15 protein-coding genes are annotated in these 17,971 nt (G+C 41.8%); 1 reads left to right on the plus strand and 14 read right to left on the minus strand.

Going from position 1 to position 17,971, the window contains the following annotated elements; genetic code table 11:
- Positions 1-6: 6 nt before the first annotated feature.
- From G585_RS0101885 to G585_RS20150, 14 genes are all read right to left on the minus strand, one after another.
- Positions 7-1,125: an ABC transporter permease gene (locus G585_RS0101885; RefSeq protein WP_022772581.1), complete on the minus strand. Its 1,119-nt coding sequence runs from the start codon at positions 1,123-1,125 to the stop codon at positions 7-9.
- Positions 1,125-2,213 carry an ABC transporter permease gene (locus G585_RS0101890; protein ID WP_242829978.1) on the minus strand — a complete coding sequence of 363 codons (1,089 nt, stop codon included), beginning with the start codon at positions 2,211-2,213 and terminating at the stop codon, positions 1,125-1,127. Before G585_RS0101890 ends, G585_RS0101885 begins: the two co-directional genes overlap by 1 nt.
- Positions 2,214-2,318: 105 nt before the next feature.
- Entirely contained in the window at positions 2,319-4,403 is a 2,085-nt protein-coding gene (locus G585_RS0101895; RefSeq protein ID WP_022772584.1) for an ABC transporter substrate-binding protein, read from the minus strand.
- Positions 4,404-4,547: 144 nt separating this feature from the next.
- Complete coding sequence (locus G585_RS0101900) at positions 4,548-5,702, minus strand: iron-containing alcohol dehydrogenase (protein ID WP_022772585.1); 1,155 nt, start codon at positions 5,700-5,702, stop codon at positions 4,548-4,550.
- A 14-nt stretch (positions 5,703-5,716) separates the two neighbouring features.
- Complete coding sequence (gene iolG / locus G585_RS0101905) at positions 5,717-6,727, minus strand: inositol 2-dehydrogenase (protein ID WP_022772586.1); 1,011 nt, start codon at positions 6,725-6,727, stop codon at positions 5,717-5,719.
- Between the two features lie 20 nt (positions 6,728-6,747).
- Positions 6,748-7,644, minus strand: a complete 897-nt coding sequence (gene iolE, locus G585_RS0101910; RefSeq protein ID WP_022772588.1) for a myo-inosose-2 dehydratase — start codon at positions 7,642-7,644, stop codon at positions 6,748-6,750.
- Positions 7,645-7,666: 22 nt separating this feature from the next.
- Positions 7,667-8,446 (minus strand): 5-deoxy-glucuronate isomerase, encoded by a 780-nt coding sequence (locus G585_RS0101915; protein ID WP_022772589.1) that lies wholly within the window; start codon positions 8,444-8,446, stop codon positions 7,667-7,669.
- A gap of 46 nt (positions 8,447-8,492) precedes the next feature.
- On the minus strand, positions 8,493-10,424 hold the full coding sequence (gene iolD, locus G585_RS0101920; RefSeq protein ID WP_022772590.1) for a 3D-(3,5/4)-trihydroxycyclohexane-1,2-dione acylhydrolase (decyclizing): 1,932 nt from the start codon (positions 10,422-10,424) through the stop codon (positions 8,493-8,495).
- 167 nt (positions 10,425-10,591) lie between these two features.
- Complete coding sequence (locus G585_RS18655; protein ID WP_022772592.1) at positions 10,592-11,860, minus strand: helix-turn-helix domain-containing protein; 1,269 nt, start codon at positions 11,858-11,860, stop codon at positions 10,592-10,594.
- 289 nt (positions 11,861-12,149) lie between these two features.
- A complete protein-coding gene (gene iolC, locus G585_RS0101935; protein WP_022772593.1) occupies positions 12,150-13,166 on the minus strand; it encodes a 5-dehydro-2-deoxygluconokinase in 1,017 nt (338 codons plus the stop codon).
- 33 nt (positions 13,167-13,199) lie between these two features.
- Positions 13,200-14,864, minus strand: a complete 1,665-nt coding sequence (locus G585_RS0101940) for a hypothetical protein (RefSeq protein ID WP_022772594.1) — start codon at positions 14,862-14,864, stop codon at positions 13,200-13,202.
- A gap of 66 nt (positions 14,865-14,930) precedes the next feature.
- A complete protein-coding gene (locus tag G585_RS0101945; RefSeq protein WP_022772596.1) occupies positions 14,931-15,914 on the minus strand; it encodes an ROK family protein in 984 nt (327 codons plus the stop codon).
- A 16-nt stretch (positions 15,915-15,930) separates the two neighbouring features.
- Entirely contained in the window at positions 15,931-17,022 is a 1,092-nt protein-coding gene (gene bglB / locus G585_RS0101950; RefSeq protein WP_022772597.1) for a beta-galactosidase BglB, read from the minus strand.
- Complete coding sequence (locus G585_RS20150; protein ID WP_442852419.1) at positions 17,019-17,474, minus strand: hypothetical protein; 456 nt, start codon at positions 17,472-17,474, stop codon at positions 17,019-17,021. The genes bglB and G585_RS20150 overlap by 4 nt, the downstream gene beginning before the upstream one ends.
- A 168-nt stretch (positions 17,475-17,642) precedes the next feature.
- Between G585_RS20150 and G585_RS20155 the strand changes: the two genes are divergently transcribed.
- Positions 17,643-17,960: a helix-turn-helix domain-containing protein gene (locus G585_RS20155; protein ID WP_442852420.1), complete on the plus strand. Its 318-nt coding sequence runs from the start codon at positions 17,643-17,645 to the stop codon at positions 17,958-17,960.
- Positions 17,961-17,971 lie beyond the last annotated feature (11 nt).

Genomic DNA, 17,971 nt, shown 5'->3' on the forward strand with positions numbered 1-17,971 from the left:
TCCCGATTACTTGTATGGATCAGCTGCATCTCTCATTCCATCGCCAAGGAAGTTAAATGCCAAAACTGTGATAGTAACGAAAATAATTGGAATAAGCTTGTGTGGGTTTGCTGCCACATCTGTTACTGAGCTGGCTTCCTGAAGAAGAACGCCCCAGCTTGTTGCAGGTGACTTGATACCAAGTCCAAGGTATGACATTGATGTCTCACCTACGATGGATCCCGGAATTCCAAGAGTCAGGGATACGATAAGATAGCTCATAAAGCCCGGAACAAGATGCTTCCAGATTATCTTCCATGTTGATACGCCTGAGATTCTTGCAGCCATAACGTAGTCTTCATTCTTAAGTGAAAGAAACTTACCTCTTACTACTCTAGCCATTCCTGTCCAGTTAATGAAGGAAAGAATGATCGTCATGTAGAAATACATCTTAACTGTGGAAATTCCTGCAGGGATAGCTGCTGAGAGCGCCATCCAAAGAGGAATCTGAGGCACAGCTCCGATAACCTCTATTATTCTCTGAATTATGATATCAATAACACCACCAAAATATCCTGAAATAGAGCCAATAGCGACACCCAGGAAAAAGCTTATGAATGCGCTGGCAAATGGGATTGAAAGTGAAATCCTTGCTCCCAACAGCACTCTGGAAAAGATATCTCGTCCAAGTGAATCTGCTCCGAAGAGGAATATTTTTGCTCCTGTTCCTCCATTTGAGCCTTCGCCCACACCAAAGAGATGAAGGTCACACGGGAAAAGACCTAATATCTTATATTCAGTTCCGTGAACAAACCATTCAATCTTGTAGTATTCAGAAAGATCAGGTTCAAGTTTTACTTCAAATGTCTTTTTATCAATTGTCTTTTCAAGCTTGTAAACGTGTGGTCCTACATGCTCGTCATTGAAAATAGTGTAAATCTCCGTTGGAGCTGAATTTCTGTACAGTCCGTCGAACTCATCAAGTGAATATGGTGCAAGGAAATCTGCAAACAGTGCTCCTATGTAAAGAACTGCCAAGATAATAAATGAAACCTGAGCAAGTTTATGCTTTTTAAGCTTTCTTGCCATCAAGGTCCACTGGGAGGCAAGATAATAATCTTCTTTTGACTTAGTACGTTTTGCCATTATCTGTTACCTCCTGAATATCTGATTCTTGGATCAAGGAAGGCGAGGGCTATATCAGACAAAAGAACTCCGATAACGACCAGGACTGCCTGGATCATAACGATTGCACCTGCAAGGTACATATCCTGAGACTGAAGAGCCTTATAAAGTACAGGTCCCTGGATCTGCATGTTAAGCACAAGAGCTGTTACTGTAGATCCCGAGAACAGGCTTGAAAGAACTCCGCCAAGGCCTGATACAGTAGGGTTTATAGCTGCTCTGAAGCAATACTTCATGATGATCTTTCCTTCAGGAACACCCTTAGCTCTTGCTGTAAGTGTGTACTGCTGCGCAACCTCATCAAGCATCTGGGCTCTCACTGAACGGATGATTCCGCAGGTGCCGCTTGTACCAATTACGATAATAGGGATGATCATTCTTTTTAAGAAGTCACCGAAATTGTATAAATGAACGCCGTTTTGTAACATCTCCTGACTGAAAAGGCCTACGTTGGCATTCCCCGTCCATTTATAGGAGAGATACATAAGCACAATTGCCAAAATAAAGTTCGGTATGGCAGTACCTAAGAATCCGATTATGGCCGATATGTAATCGCCAACAGAATACTGATGAGTACTTGCATATACCGCTATAGGTATAGAAACCAGATACTGGAACAGCATGATTATAGCTGTTACGCCGATTGTCAGCCCCAGTCTGTCATTAACTACACTCCATACATCTCTTCCGTATGCAAAAGAGTATTTCCAGTTGTGATGTGAATGATAAAGTCTGTAATACGCTGAATCTGTAGGTGTCCAGATAATATCTTTTACCCACTTTAAATACTGCTGCCAAACAGGCAGATCAAGTCCGTAGTCTGCTCTCATTGATGCCGCATAATCTGCATCTACTAATTCACCCTCGGTTGCAAGCGCCGCTATATGCGCGGATACATAGTCTCCCGGAGGAAGCTGAATAACGAAGAAAACCAAGATTGAGATTAAAAGAATTGTTGGAATGAACATGAGTACACGCTTGATGATGTACTGAACAAGATCCTTCTGAAAAAAGGCCTTAAGACTGTCCCCAAAACTCCTTTTTGCCACTTTTTCCTCCATTAGAAATGTCCCTTTCCTTAAAAATCCGGAGACGTGGAAACCAACCACGCCTCCGGTACTATTTAGAATAATACTACTGTGTTGTCCCCAGAATTACTCTGCCTTAAACATTACTTCGTAATGAGCCATGTTTGCGTACTGATAGCAGTCAGCCCATACAAGGCCATCTGCATAGTTCTTAAGCTTTGAAGAAATGATCTCGTAAGAATTCTCTGCCTTAAGGTATGCAATTGACCAGAGATTTTCTTTGTGGATATTGAAGATTTCAGCCTGATATCCATCTCTCTCAGTCTCATCAGATGTAAGACGCCACTTGTCATAAAGCTCAACGAGCTTAGCCATATCACCTGTAGGTTCAACACCCTGTGCACCCTTTGTTGCATAGTATGTACCATACTCGCCATACCATTCAGCTGCCTGGGCGATAGGAACGAATGGAGCTGCTCTATCCTTAAGTGAAGCACCGCCGATAGATGTATGAGGTCCCATTACAGCAACCCAGTCGTTGTTGTCGATTGTCTCATCAAATGCTGAAACTTCAAGGTTCTTAAGTGCGCAGTTGATACCTACTGCCTTGTAGTACTGTTCAAACACAGGATATGAATCATCTGCTCCTCCATCATATGCAAGGAATGTGATCATGAGGTCTGAACCATCTGCGAAATCATAGAATCCGTCAGATCCCTTTACAAGTCCGCATCCTTCAAGAAGGCTCTGTGCCTTTTCTACATCGTACTCAGTCCACTTTGCTTCCCACTCAGCGTCATAGCCAACGTTGCCTTCTGCAGGAGCTGCCTGACCAGGCTCAAGGAATCCATCTGTAAGAAGCTGTGATACCTGTGCTCTGTCTACGCAGATTGACATTGCCTCACGGAAGTCCTTGTTAGCAAAAAGATCTGCATAATTCTTGTCTGTATTTGTGTAGTTAAATGTAATCTGGTAGCTACCCCAGTTTGTTGTTCCCCATTCACGGATCTCTGCTGCATCACCAAGGTCAGCCTTTGTTGCTGCAATATCCTGCATAGCAATTGTGATGATGTCAAGCTCGCCTGAACGGAACATAAGAAGATCCTGTCCGTCTTCTGAAGTTGTATTGAAGTGAAGTGCATCAACATATGGAAGCTGATTGCCTGCTGCATCTACTTTCCAGAAGTATGGGTTACGATCCATGATGCAAAGTGTGTCATCCTTTGAGCTGTTTCCGGGAACAGTTGAAAGAACGAAGGAGTTAAGTGTAGGAACTCCTGATGTGTTCCAGAAGTTGTAAGCTACTGCTTTTCCTAAATCCTTAACTGTTGCTGCATCAATGTTCTTTTTCTGAGCGTTTGCAAGAACTTCTTCCTCTGTAAGGCCTGTGCTCTGCCAGTACTCATTCTCAACATATGGGAAGTCCTCAGAATCAGGGATAAGGTCGCTTAAGTAATGAGCTGGAGCCCAGCACCATTTAAAGTCGCCGTTCTCGATGAAGTCAGCAGGATACTTTGGATTAACGAATGTCCATGTTACTGTGTAATCATCAACCTTCTTAAGAGTTGCAAATGCATCCTCTCCATCTACTTCTTCCTTAAGTGCTGACCAGCCGTTCTTCTTGCTGTCGAAATTTGAAAGATGGCACATGTAGTACCAGAATGTGATATCGTCAGCTGTGAATGGCTCACCGTCAGACCACTTCATGCCTTCTCTTAATTTGAAGGTCCATTCTGTGTAGTCATCATTATGTTCAAAAGATTTAATAACGTTTGGATAGTAAGATCCGTCTGTGTTGTAACGGATGATAGACTCAAGAGTAGGTCTTGATAATCCCCAACCGCCGCCTGCGCCTGCAAGATTGATAACCCCACCATAATTACCAATCTCAATTTTTGCACCGGTAGCATCTGCTGTCTCAACAAAAATGTTGTCAGCATTAGGAATTCTTTCCTCTACTGCAGGTAGTGTTCCTGCAGTTACCTGCTCTGCAAGCATAGGTGCTTCTGAATAGCCTGAAATTTCTACAGCTTCTGCTGTTGTAGCTTCTGCAGTTGCTGTCTCTGCGACTGACGCTTCAGCCTGTGAACTCTCAGTAGTATCTGCTGATGTGCTTGGTGTAGCTGCTCCGCCACATCCTGCAAGCATTGTTACAGATGTTGCTGCTAAGAGAACTGCAGATAATACTTTATTGCTTGTACTCTTTCTCATATTCCCTCCTTATATTGAAAACCTTCAACACTACTATGATAACATTGGTTTCCTACACTATATAGCCAAAATTTTATCTTTTTTTAATAAAACATTGCATATTTTGTCATAATGACAATTATTAATATTTCATTAAATAAAAGATCATGGATACATCTTACGGTACAGTCCCTTTAATACTTCTGCATCAAGTTCTCTGATCGTGTTTGAAGGGCTTCCACTTATCATGGCATCCTCTGCCATTTTATCGATGCTTGCATAGAATTCCTCTCTGTTTATGCCATAGCCTTCAAGAGTTGGAATCTGACAAACATCACAGATTTTTCTTATCTGAACCATGAAAGCGTCAGCTGCTTTTTCATCGGAGTCATCGTCAGTTGCTGCACCAATTGCTCTTGCCATATCAGCAAATCGGTCCATTGCGCCCTCTTTTGCATATTCAAGGCATACCCCCAGAAGCATAGCATTGGATATTCCGTGTGGCACATGGAAAAGAGCTCCGATAGGGCGGCTCATTCCATGAACAAGAGTAACGCTTGAATTGTTAAATGCCATTCCTGCCTCAAGTGCAGCAATAGACATCTGTGTTCTTGCCACATCATTTCCGGCATCATGATAGGAAAGTGGCAGATAGTTAAAAATTCTTTTTATTGCAGATATTGCCAAGGTATCTGTAAGTGCCTGGGCCTTTCTTGATGTATAAGCTTCTACCGCATGAGTAAGGGCATCCAGTCCTGTTGATGCAGTCATTTTAGGTGGAAGTGTAAAAGTAAGTTCAGGGTCAATGATCGCTACATCAGGAATTAGCTGAGCACCCTTAAGAAGCATTTTTACCCCTGACTCAACATCCGAAATGATAGTGAACTGAGTAGCCTCAGAGCCAGTGCCAGCAGTTGTTGGGATTGCGATCATCTTCGCCTTTATTCCCGAGATTTCTTTTCCCATGTAGTCGGAGATCCTGCCGGGATTAGCATCCATTGCAGCCACAGCTTTCATGATATCAAGCGCACTTCCGCCGCCTATTCCGATGAGGAAATCACATTCTTCCTTCTTGTAGATAGAAAGAGCTTCATCGATCATGACATTGGTAGGCTCTCCAAGGAAGTTGTCAAAGATTGCATATTTTATGTTCTTTTTGGAAAGCGCATCAGTAACGATTTTTACCTTTCCAAGTTTCTCAGTGATCTGGTCGCAGACAATAAGTGCCTTTTTCCCGAAGTTATCAATATAATTTCCAACTTCCTTAAGGCTGCCTTTCCCTGTAACTATTTTCCCAGGTACTATAAATTCTTTTGCCATAACAAAAGTCCCCCTTACTCTACTTCAGAAAGCTTTACTGGTCTGTGTTCTTTTACTGAAAGGTTAGCTGCCATTGCCATAAGAACAGGCTTAAGTCCGTCGTCGATACCAACTACAGTGTCTGTATCATTCTCTACAGCATCGATAAAGGCCTTGATCTCATCTGAATAAGCCTGCATGTATCTCTCAAGGAAGAAAAATAATGGCTTTTCACCTGTTACACCCTGTTCGTTTGAAAGAACTACATTAGACTGTGAATCATTGGCATTTGCGACCATTCCCTTTGAGCCAAATACTTCAGCTCTCTGGTCATATCCGTATACAGACTTTCTGCAGTTATCAATAACTACGAGAGCTCCGTTTTTCATCTTGATCGTGATAACAGCTGTATCTACATCGCCTGCTTTTCCAATTTCAGGGTCAACCAAAACTGCTGACTGCACGTAGATTTCTTCTGCATCACATCCGGCAAGGAATCTTGCCATGTCAAAATCGTGGATTGTCATGTCCATGAACATTCCGCCTGATACAGCAACATATGCAGGTGACGGTGGTTCAGGGTCTCTTGATGTGATCTTGATGATCTGAGGATCACCGACTTTGCCTGCTGCCACTGCTGCCTGAACGGCTTTGAAGTTATGATCAAATCTTCTGTTGAAGCCCACCTGATACTTAAGGTTCTTGCCCTTAAGTGCATCGATAACTTCATGGATCTTGTTTACGTCATGATCGATCGGTTTTTCGCAAAAGACATGCTTTCCTGCGTTAATTGCTTCGATAGAGATAGGAGCATGAGTATCTGTTGATGAGCAGATAAGTACTGCCTGGATCTCTGGGTCGTTTATGACTTCCTTATAGTCTTTTGTAACGTTCTGTATTCCCATTCCTTTTGCCCAAGCTGCAGTTTCGTCATTCATGAAGGGATCTGCGAGGGTCTTTATCTTTGCTCCCGGAACGTTATTTGTAATGCTCTGTACATGTACCTTTCCAATTCGGCCTGCGCCGATAATTCCAACTGTAACCATTATTTTTCCCCTTTCAACTTTTAAAGTCCTGTCTTTTCTGAAATGTACTTTCTTGCTTTTAGTGCGTATTCGAATGGATTAGCTTTTGCTGGATCCTGCTCTGCTTCTACTACTACCCAGCCTTCGTAACCGGATTCTTCGAGTACTTTGAAGAGTGGTGCAAAGTTTACGTCGCCATCTCCAGGTACTGTGAAGACGCCTTCCCTAACGCCTTTTAAAAAGCTCCAGTTGTTTGCGCGTGCTTCTTCAACTTTTGCTTTACGAATATCTTTTAGATGGACATGTTTAACTCGTTTCACATATTTTCTAAGAATTGGCTCAGGGTCGATGCCTGCAAATGAGAGGTGGCCTGAGTCGAAGAGGAGGTAGACGAGTTCAGGATCTACCATATCCATGAAACGGTCGATTTCTTCCTCAGTCTGGACTACTGTTCCCATATGATGGTGATATGTAAGTGTCATGCCGTGATCTTTTGCGACTTTGCCAAGGCGGTTAAGTCCGTCGGTAAGTTTTACCCATTCATCATCGTTCATAACATACTTATCCACAAAAATAGGCTGATCAAGTTTGCCCTGTGTGGAATAGCTCTGCTCAGATGCGCCGATAACCTTTGCCCCGAGAGTTTTCAAGAATTCAAGCTGTGCAATAAATTCTTTTTCCACTTCTTCATATGGTTTTATTAAAAGAAATGATGAAAACCACTGGTTGCAAACCTGTATTCCCCTAAGATCCAGTGCTTTCTTTAATACTTCTGCATCCTTTGGATACTTACTTCCAACCTCACACCCTTTGAATCCGGCAAGGGCCATTTCTGAAATACACTGTTCAAAAGTATTCTCTTTTCCCAGATCAGGCATATCATCGTTGGTCCAGCCAATTGGTGCTATCCCCAAAGAAACCTTGTTTTTATCTAACATTTTCCCTTCTCCTTTAAGTTTTTTACCCCTTATAGTCATATAACCAAACATACCGTTCATCATCTATTCTGTCTGTCCATGGATTGCCTGGCAGATGTCTTATCATCCAGCAGGTGTACATCTGAAATCCCGGTGCACAGGACTGCGGATGAACTTTGCCTCCGGGGATTGCTGAAAAGCTTCCGTCAACACTCTTAAACACCTCATCTCCCACGAAGCTTGCTCCGAACCCCTCCGGACGATCAAATAGGAAATAATATGTCTCAGGCTGTGGATGAGTGTGTGGAATGTAGCCTGACCAGTTGCCCGGATCATTTAACACTTCTCCCAGAACCATGTTTGAATATGGCGCTGTCTCATAATCAAATGCAGTGCTTACTCTTCTCTTTGCCGTGCCCCCGAATTTGTCTTTGCAGGAATAGATCCAAGGTGTGTTCTCAGGATCATAGAACTTTGCTTCGAATTCTCTTTCATTATCTGTGCACTGAATGAGAACCTCGGCGTCGCTTTCTGCCTCGATCACAACCTTTGTGTTCTTGCAAACATGGAGAGCATAGAGCCCATCTGTGAAAACGTCTTTTCTGTAGACTTCTTTTTCCTGCCCATTCCATGAGTACTTGAGCTTTCCTTTGAGCAAAAGAACTGCCATTTCCTCTTCAGGTTTTATCAGTTCTTTTACCTGCCCCTGTGACATGCGATAAACTCTGATATCCATAAGCATATCTTTGTAGTCGTTGTCATAGGTTGTAAGGATTTTCTCACCGTTTTCGTCAAACTCAGGATATCCAAAAACTTTTCCCATCTGTGTAACCCCTTCTTTCTAAACCCTTTACATATCTATGTTTTTCTTAATATTTTCTTGCTTCGCGTCTGCCTTCTTCGACTTCTTTTCTGCAGTCTCTAACGCTTTTACTCTCAGATACAGCTGCCAGTCCTACATCCCACCAGGAATCATAGCCATCAGTCATAGTCTTAGGCATTACCTTAAGATCTATTAGTGTTGAAACTTTCTGTTTCCTGGAATCCTTGAGGGCTTCTTCCAGCTCTTCCACTGTTCTTACTGTGTAAGTCTTAAGTCCGTATCCTCTTCCGATCATTGCATAATCAATAGGAATAAGGTCTCCTGAGAGCTTTCCATTTTTGTCTCTATAGCGGAACTCTGTTGCAATAGATCCCATACCATGAGTCATCTCAAGGTTGTTTATACATCCAAAGCCGCAGTTATCAAATACAAGAATGTTTATCTTGGCTTTTTCCTGCATTGCTGTCGCAATCTCGCTGTGGAGCATGAGGAAACTTCCGTCTCCCAGGAATGTGTAGACTTCCTTCTTAGGATCTGCGAGCCTTACACCGAGAGCTCCTGCAACTTCATATCCCATGCAGGAATATCCGTACTCTGCGTGATAGCCGCATCTTTCGTCCGTAGTCCACATTCTCTGAAGGTCACTTGGAAGTGAACCGCCGGCTGTCACTATAGTTGCGTTCTCATCTATGCATCTTCTGACTGTAGCAATTGCTGCAGTCTGAGTAAGAGTTGCCTTAGTAAGTTCATGGAACTCTGGAAGTGTTCTTGGATCGCGAGCCTCGATCATTGGCTTAAACTTAGGGCCTGTATAAACAATGCCGCCAAGTCGCTCCATCTCTTTGTCCCATTTAGCTTTTGCAGATTTTATCTCATCTTTATAGGCACTCTTATATTTGCTCTTTGAGAGTTCTTTTATCACCAAAAGAAGCGTCTCTTTCAAATCGCCAACTGCCTTTGTAGCATCCATCTTGTAAGCATCAAAGCGGTTTACATTTATGGTCACAACCTCAGCGCCCTGTTTAAACTGCCTCTTTGAACCTGTTGTAAAGTCTGAAAGCCTTGTTCCAAGCGCAATTATAAGATCAGCCTTCTTTGCAATCTGGTTAGCTGCTGAAGTTCCGGTTACCCCGATTCCTCCAAGACACATAGGATCAGATGATTTGCAGGCACTCTTTCCTGACTGAGTCTCTCCAAATGGAATGTTAAAAGAGTTGCAGAATTTCTCTATTGTTTCGCCGGCTTCAGAATACTTGGCTCCGCCGCCAACTACTACTAGTGGCTTCTTTGCCTTTTTTATCTTTTCAACAACATCAGCTATTTCCTCAGCTGCTGCCGCCTGACGAACTATCCTGTGGACTCTCTTTTTAAAGAAGTACTCCGGATAATCGTAAGCTTCACCCTCTATATCCTGAGGAAGTGCAATGCAGACAGCGCCGGTCTGAGCCGGGTCTGTCAAAACTCTCATAGCGCTTATCATAGCTGTCATAAGCTGCTCAGGTCTGTTTATTCTGTCCCAGTACTTGCACACTGGCTTAAATGCATCGTTTGTTGTAACAGCAAGAGATGAATCAACTTCCAGCTGCTGCAGAACAGGATCAGGCTGCCTTGATGCAAAAGTATCCGCTGGAAAAACAAGAAGCGGAATATGATTAACAGTAGCATCAGCGCAGGCTGTGACCATATTTGCAGCTCCGGGGCCAACGCTTGAAGAACATGCGATAATCTTTCTTCGATTGTGCTGTTTTGCAAATGCGCAGGCTGTGTGGCACATTCCCTGCTCATTTCTCCCCTGAAATACTTTTAACTTACCCGGATTCTGATCAAGGGCTTCCCCAAGCCCTACCGCGATTCCGTGGCCGAATATTGTGAAAATACCTTCTACAAACTTTGTCTCTTTTCCATCAAAAGAAACGTACTGCTGGTCAAGGAATCTCACCAGCGCCTGTGCTGTCGTCAGCTTAACTGTTTTCTCCATAACCTTCTCCTATAAAAAAAGCTATACCCATGTTTTTGCTCAAAAAAATATGATATAGAGCAAAATTTATCTCCATATCATACATTTTATTTTTATTTTATAGCATTATCTACGCGGTTTTTATGCTTGCAAGGATAAAACATTGCATTTTTTATCTTTTAAGTATATCATAACAAATTCAATTCCACCCTCCTCAAAATTTCTGGAAGTATCTTAACAGAATTCACTTTATATCTTTCTCGTAAGGTATCCAGAAGTTCTTTCTTAGTGATTTCTGGCAATTCAATCGTACTACAGAATATACACAAGGCAGAATCTGCCACCTGCTTACTAAAAGGGCTCATCTGCATCAAAAGGCTGTCAATCAAAAGAGATATTCCTGAGAAAACATCTGTCCCATAAGAAGTAAATGATATCTGCTGAAGTGAGTAGAATGGCTCTATTTCTGAATAATCAAGCCCCGCTGTATATAGATCCTGTAAATAACTGTTCGCTGTTTCTATCATATTTCTGCTAATGTCAGACATCCTGACCCAAAAGCCTTCATCATCACACTTTCTTGCGGATACAGTCATCGGAAGGCTTGTTGCCCCTCTCGTAATAAAAAGATTTATTGTATATTTGTCAGTCCCTACAACATGGGAACTAATTGATTCCGGAAAAACATATACTTCCTGATTAGTCCTCTTTAATGGTTCTCTTTTGGCAACTCCATTTTTATTGTTCTCATGGAAAGAAACAATTACCTCTTCTCCCTTAGTCGCATCAAGTTTAATATATACAGAAATCCGATAGTACTCATCGAGTACACAAATTGCATTATCAAATTTCTCCTGTGTTTTAATCTCTTTTATCATAAAAGGCTGAATATGTTCCAGATACTTCTTGATGTAATCCAATTTATCAACACCAATAAAGTCAAAGTACTTGAAAAGATGCCTATTAAGACCAGAAGCATGCTCTGACTCATCCAGTTTTATTCTGTCCAGCCTTGAAAGCCTGCGAAGCCTCTTACACAGAGTTTTCTTGTTTGCTAATTCATCATCTTGTTTTTCCTGAGGTTTACTCTCTTGTTCTATCTGAACTGTTTCGCTATTTATTTTCATCAATTCCAGCGCATATGAGTAAATCCTCCTCTTTTGCCCATCATCTGCGCTCCTAAACAATTCGATTAAATTCTTCTCATCATTGCTTAATGAAAAAGAATAGTCTATGCTCTCTTTTAAATTGCTTGAATCTGCACCATCATCTAATAATTCATCTAGTGACACTCCCAGCACATTGCAAATAACCGGAAGTTTCGCTGCAGATGGATTAAAGCCTTTTCTCTTCCAATCGCTGATTGTGCTCTCTGCTATTCCTGTTTTCATCGAAAACTCTTTTTGCGTGATTCCCCGCTGCTTAAGAATTTCAAAAATCTTGCTTCCTATCTGCATAAAACCTCCATAAAAACTAAAAGAGCTACAATTCGATTAGTCGAATTCGTCTAATCGAATTGTAGCTCTTACAATCTCATGAGTCAAGCACCACCTCACGATGGTCACCGATTTTAATATAATAGAAAATGTTCTTGCATTATGTTTTGCCTATATCTGAATTCTTTCTATCAGTTGTGTTTTTCGAATCACCAAAACAAAATATTGTAGTTCGCATTTATAAAAGATATGTAAACTTGCATTTTATAGCTATTTTAGAAAGTTTCCTTGCATTTTCAGGTCTTTATTTTCATCCTCTAGCGATCATCTCGCCGTACTCTGCTTTTTCTTCCTCAATAAACTTTCTGACTTCATCGGTTGTTGGTAATTCCTCTGAGCAGGAGTGGCTCTTTACCATCATGGAAGCTTCTGCGCTGCCAAACTCAAGGCAGTCGATCATTTCCCAGCCTGAGAAGATTCCGTATAGGAAAGCTGATGCGTAGCCATCGCCGCCTCCAAAGCCCTTCAGTGCTTTTACAGGGAATGGCTTTATTGAATACTTCTCGCCATCCTTTGTATAAGCAGTTGAGCCTTCTTTGCCATGCTTAATAAGAACAATCTTGGCGTTCTCATTAAACCATGCATTGGCGCTCTGCTCATCATTTCTTCCGGGCTCAATGAGCTTTTCTGTAAGGTCAAACTCTTCTCTTGATCCCATGATGATATCAGCTTCTTTTGCTACGGTTGCGTAGTAAATTGAGATTTCATCATCGTTTTTCCAATTGTATGCCCTGTAGTCTATATCGAAGATTACTCTTGTGCCATTCTTTTTCGCAAGCATCACTGCCTTTAAAGCAGCCTCTCTCGATGGACTTGCAGCAAGCGCTGTTCCCGATATCAAAAGAGCTTTACTATTAGCAATATACTCTTCATCAATATCCTCAACAGAAAGCTGAAGATCTGCTATCTCATTTCTGTACATGAGGATGCTGCTCTCTGTAGGTGAAAGGATTTCTGTAAAGGTAAGACCGAGTTTCTCACCATTTGTACATCTTGTAATGTGAGAGGTATCAATTCCCTCTTTTTCCATAAAGTGAATAACAAAATCTCCGAACTGGTCATCAGATACCTTGGCAAAAAAGCCTGCTTTAAGGCCATGTCTTGTCACTCCGATAGATGTGTTGGCAGGAGATCCGCCCAGGTACTTTTTAAAAGTAGTACACTCTTCAAGTGGATGAAAATAATCTACAGGATTAAAGTCTATAGCTATTCTCCCCAAGAAAACTATGTCCATTTTTCTATTCTGATCAAACTCTACATACCTCATCTTAATACCCTCTAATTTTTAACAAAGATTTTCTTAGAACTGGCTCCTCTTATTCCTTACAGTAATTGTATGGTCAAATCCTGTGTAATCTGTGAAGTAGATTGTTGATGCACCTGCGTTTCTAAGCTCGGAATCCTCTTTACCCTCCATAAATCTGTGTGCGCCAAAGGCAGGTCCCACAATAAGAGTATCCTTGTGATTAGAAAGCTCGACGTAATCATCTTTTACAGTAAGTGCTTCATTTCCTGTGAGATGGGTTGCGAGATGCCCATTTTCAAGGAATGTTGCCCCTGTAAATGAGAGCTCGATTCTCCAAGGCGCACCTTCTACGCCGCTTGTCTTAACACGTACATCGATTCCGTCTTTGTCTTTTGACTCTGTAACCCAAACGTCGATGTCCATGTCAGGACCCATTTTCTTGTCTCTCTTGGAATTATCCATCTCCCACCAGTCGCTGGTAGCAGGTCTTTTCTCATCTGTCCAGGGAAGGTAATACCAGCCATGCATTGTCTGATGCAGGTGAACACCGCCCTCTATCTCTTCCATTGTTTCAGCCTTGAAAGCTCTGTGCTCACAGAAGCTTCCTGCGACCTTCATCTCCATCTTTATAGATCCATTATGGAAATAAAGGAAGTTGGACTTGCCGCTCATAGCTGTGTATGTATATCTTCCGGACTTATTTCTGGAAATTCCTGAATTCTTATAGAAAACATGGTAGTCAGGATTGCCATAAAGTCCCTCATGCTCTATTGTTCTCCACTCCGGATACCACATGAAGTAAATGAGGCTGTCCGGAGCAAGCATATTTTTCTTTTGGCAAATATCGATGATAGTGTTGCACATTTCATAGAACTCAGGGATGTTGTGTCGCTGTCCCATGAGCATGTATTCGGTGTAGTAATCTGTCGGATATGAAAGTCTGTCTTTATCAAATCTTGTAGAATTAGCAGTGTAAACAGATCCGTCAGGCTCCCAGTAATGAAGCATCATGTGAAGGTTTCTCACAGCATACTCTTCATACTTCTTATCACCTGTTGCCTCTGCTAAAGTGATCATGGCATCGTTGTTGACACGGTTGTAGTTACCTGCTGACTTCTCAGCAAATTCGCCATCTTCGTTGCAGTCGATACCTTCAGCAAGATATTCATTTGCACGCTTTACCATGTCATCATTATTGTAGATCTTTGCACACTCCATAAGGGTTGATGCGATTGCCCATCTGTGGTTAGGTGTGTGGAAGCCGCCTGTCACGATGCCCTTTGCAGCCTTCTCGATAATTGCGCTTATTGTATCGAAGATTTCCTGTTCTTCTTTTGTCTTCTTATCACCTACAACATCCCTCAGGTAAAAGAAAAATGGCATAAGCTTCTTTATAGAAAAAGCTGTATCAGGTGCAGAGTTGAAATTACATGTAACATAGTCATAAAGACCTGTATCATGCTGCATTTTTTTAGCAAAGCCAAGTCCCAACCTGATTCTGTTTAAAAGAGCTTCATCCCTGTATAAAGAGCTGTCACTGTTACAATAAAGAGCGATCATGGATGCTGTTCTGTAAATTGTGTATTTGGCATCCAGGATATGATTGTCATCCAAAAAAGCTCCTACATTAGGGTTCTTCTCATCCATGATCTGCTGGCGCATTGACTCATAAACCAGCTCCTCTGTATCCTTTAAAATTATCTGATAGTGTTTTTCCATAATATGCCTCCAACTGCAAATTATTCATATCTTATGTAAGCATCTTTAAGTACATGCTTTAGTAGTTTATCCTCTATCGATCAGCGCTGCGCCGATGATACCTACATCTCCGGCATCGCTAATTCCATGAGCAAGCATGATCTCTGTGTTCTTTTCACTGGTTCTGGAATATATTCCTTTGGCAACCTTCTTTTTAAGATCATCCAGGAAAAGATCTGCTGCCCTTGTTATACCGCCGCTTAAAACCAACACATCCGGCTGAAGAATATTGATAAGATTTGTTATTCCCTCAGACAGATATGTAGTAAATCCATCAAGAACCTCCAATGCAAGCCTGTCTTTGCGTCTTACCGCTTCAAAGAATATCTCGCCATCTGCATTTTCTGCTTTTCCACAAAGCTGCCACAGCAAAGACTCCTTATCCACATCTTTTTCCATTGCTTCTTTTGCCTGGTTCATAAGTGATGTTGCAGAAGCATAGTCTTCAAAACAACCTTTCCTTCCGCAGTTGCAATCGACGCCGTCAAGGTTAATTGTCATATGCCCAAACTCTGCTGCCGCAAAATTGACACCTCTAAGCAGCTTCCTGTTAATGATGATGCCTCCGCCTATTCCGGTTCCAAGAGTTACCATCATGAAATTGTCCACATCGTAGCCGCCGGTGATGTACTCACCGATGGCAGCTGCATTTCCATCATTATCAAAAGAGGTCTTGCTTCCGAGCTCTGTACCCAGTGCTTCTTTTAGCTTTGGTAAAAAAGGTACCTCTTCAAAGCCAAGGTTATTGGCATACATAATCCTGCCTGTGGTCAGCTCCGCTGTTCCCGGAACGCCCACGCCAATGGCTTCTATATCTGACTCCGACAAGTCCTTATCCACGAGGATCTTCTTTATAGTCAGTGCAATGGCATCTATCATCTGCTCAGGCTCACTTGCCTCAGATGTTTTTATGGATGTCTTAACAACTATGTTGTAAGCCTCATCGACTAGTCCTATTGCAATATTTGTTCCGCCAACATCTACGCCTATTCTATACATGTCTTTTCCCACATCTTCTCAAGTATTATCAAGCTTTCAACACCTCTAAAAGGAACAGCATTGCCAGGGCCTGTCCATAAGGCATTGGCTTGATCTCAATCTGCTTGTAGAAGTCCTTGGATTCGCGTCCCATTGGTGTTCCGTAAGAAACCTGATTAACAGTTCCGTCTTCTGCTATATTGTCCAGCACAGGTGCAAGTGCCTTCAGCGCAATCTCTTTGTACTTGGGATCAATAAGTCCCATTCTCACTGCCTTTAATATACCATAGGCAAATCCGCATGTAGCGCTGGTCTCCACATAAGAAGTCGCATCATCTACAAGTGTGTGCCACATTCCGCTTTCATCCTGATACTTCTCAAGTGCCTCAACCTGAGCATTAAGAGCTTCTATCAAAAATCTTCTATCAGCACCTTCAACTTTGGCAATTGACAGATACTCGGGCACTGCCATTGTAAACCAGCAGTTTCCACGACCCCAGAGAGCTTCTGCGAAGTTGTGATTTCCTTTAAATGTCCATCCATGGAACAAAAGACCTGTCTTATGATCTACCAGGTATTTGATATGTAAAAGGAACTGATATCTGGCTTCCTGTCTGTATTCGTCGTTATCTTCTATTTCTCCCATGCTGGCAAGAAACATAACTGTCATGAAAAGAGTATCATCCCAGAGCTCCTGATCATTTTCGCTATCTGAAGTTCTGTGAGTAAAACCGCCTTCTTTAGTTCTTACAAAATCCTTCATTATAGCTTCTGCCCACTCATGACAAACTTTTCTATATGTAGGGTTCTCTTTTTCCTTAAGGATAAAAGATAAAGGAAGGAGAGGAGCTGTTGTATTTATGTTTTTTGCAGGAAGGCCAAGAGAAATCTCTTTTTCATAGAACTGATTAAGAAATTCGAGATACTCCTCTTTTCCTGTCTCTTCATACATCTGTAAGAGGCCATAAAGTCCGACGCCCTGAGTCCACTCCCAGTGCTGATATCTTGACACATCATCTCCTGCCAGATTCTTTGACTTCATATTTTCCAAAAAGTATTCATCATCCTCGTAAAGGAATTTCTGGAAACTGTCTGCCAGAATTTTTAATGTGTTTTCAATCTTTTCATTATCGACTTTCATTTGATACCTCTTTCTTTTTCATATATACTATTCTCATGCTTATAAATGACAGTGTTTATTACGAAGACAACCACTATATAATTATCAACAACATCCCTAACAATATTTTTTACTATATTGATTATGATAAAAGAGATGCCTCTATAAACATGGAGTTCCAGCATCTCCATCCATATTACGAGATGTTGATCCTTCTTGCGCCGAATGCTACTCATCTTATTGAAGGTGTTCCCTACAATATTCACATGGGTGACATTGTTCTTTTGGCGCCTTCTGTCATGCATAAATCTGTTTATTACAAGGGCGAACCCAGCAAAAGAATCATCATTGACTTCATGTATGAGCTGAACAGCCCTGAAACAGCTGATGCCTACGCTGAAATACTTCAGCCTTTCAAAAGTGAGGTTCCTATATTCAGGTTTGATCTTGAGGACCGACAGAAACTTATCGATATTCTCAACTCACTTTTTATCTTTTCAAAAGAGCATCAGTACTATGGCAACCCTGCCGATGAATTTTACATTCATACCAAGTTCCAGGAGTTTTTATACACTCTTTACAGTCTGAAGGATAAAAATCTCTACACCAATGACCAGAGCTATAACTCTATAGAGCAGAAGATGTATGAAGTTTCATCCTATATACACGCTCATTACAATGAAGATATTTCTCTTAATACCCTTTCAGAGCAGTTCTTCGTGAGCCCGAGCTACCTGTCCCGTGTATTTAAGCAGGTTACCGGATTTAATCTGTCCAACTACATTCAGCTCACCAGGATTAAGAACGCTCAATATCGTCTGGTTTCATCAAACGATAAGATTTCAGTTATTTCTGAAGAATGCGGTTTCGCTTCGTTTTCTCAGTTCAACCGCATCTTCAATAAAGTAGCAGGAACTTCGCCAAGGCAGTATAGGCAAACTGCTATCACTCACAAATAAATGCAGGTGTG

It is taken from the genome of Butyrivibrio sp. AE2015 (assembly GCF_000420825.1).
In the GTDB taxonomy this organism is placed as follows: Bacteria; Bacillota; Clostridia; order Lachnospirales; family Lachnospiraceae; genus Butyrivibrio.

Bases quoted from the DNA above. Each gene is read 5' to 3' on its own strand.
- G585_RS0101885 (WP_022772581.1), bottom strand. From the start codon at position 1,125: ATGGCAAAACGTACTAAGTCAAAAGAAGATTATTATCTTGCCTCCCAG.
- G585_RS0101895 (WP_022772584.1), bottom strand. From the start codon at position 4,403: ATGAGAAAGAGTACAAGCAATAAAGTATTATCTGCAGTTCTCTTAGCA.
- G585_RS0101900 (WP_022772585.1), bottom strand. From the start codon at position 5,702: ATGGCAAAAGAATTTATAGTACCTGGGAAAATAGTTACAGGGAAAGGC.
- iolG (WP_022772586.1), bottom strand. From the start codon at position 6,727: ATGGTTACAGTTGGAATTATCGGCGCAGGCCGAATTGGAAAGGTACAT.
- iolE (WP_022772588.1), bottom strand. From the start codon at position 7,644: ATGTTAGATAAAAACAAGGTTTCTTTGGGGATAGCACCAATTGGCTGG.
- G585_RS0101915 (WP_022772589.1), bottom strand. From the start codon at position 8,446: ATGGGAAAAGTTTTTGGATATCCTGAGTTTGACGAAAACGGTGAGAAA.
- iolD (WP_022772590.1), bottom strand. From the start codon at position 10,424: ATGGAGAAAACAGTTAAGCTGACGACAGCACAGGCGCTGGTGAGATTC.
- G585_RS18655 (WP_022772592.1), bottom strand. From the start codon at position 11,860: ATGCAGATAGGAAGCAAGATTTTTGAAATTCTTAAGCAGCGGGGAATC.
- iolC (WP_022772593.1), bottom strand. From the start codon at position 13,166: ATGAGGTATGTAGAGTTTGATCAGAATAGAAAAATGGACATAGTTTTC.
- G585_RS0101940 (WP_022772594.1), bottom strand. From the start codon at position 14,864: ATGGAAAAACACTATCAGATAATTTTAAAGGATACAGAGGAGCTGGTT.
- bglB (WP_022772597.1), bottom strand. From the start codon at position 17,022: ATGAAAGTCGATAATGAAAAGATTGAAAACACATTAAAAATTCTGGCA.
- G585_RS20155 (WP_442852420.1), top strand. From the start codon at position 17,643: ATGTATGAAGTTTCATCCTATATACACGCTCATTACAATGAAGATATT.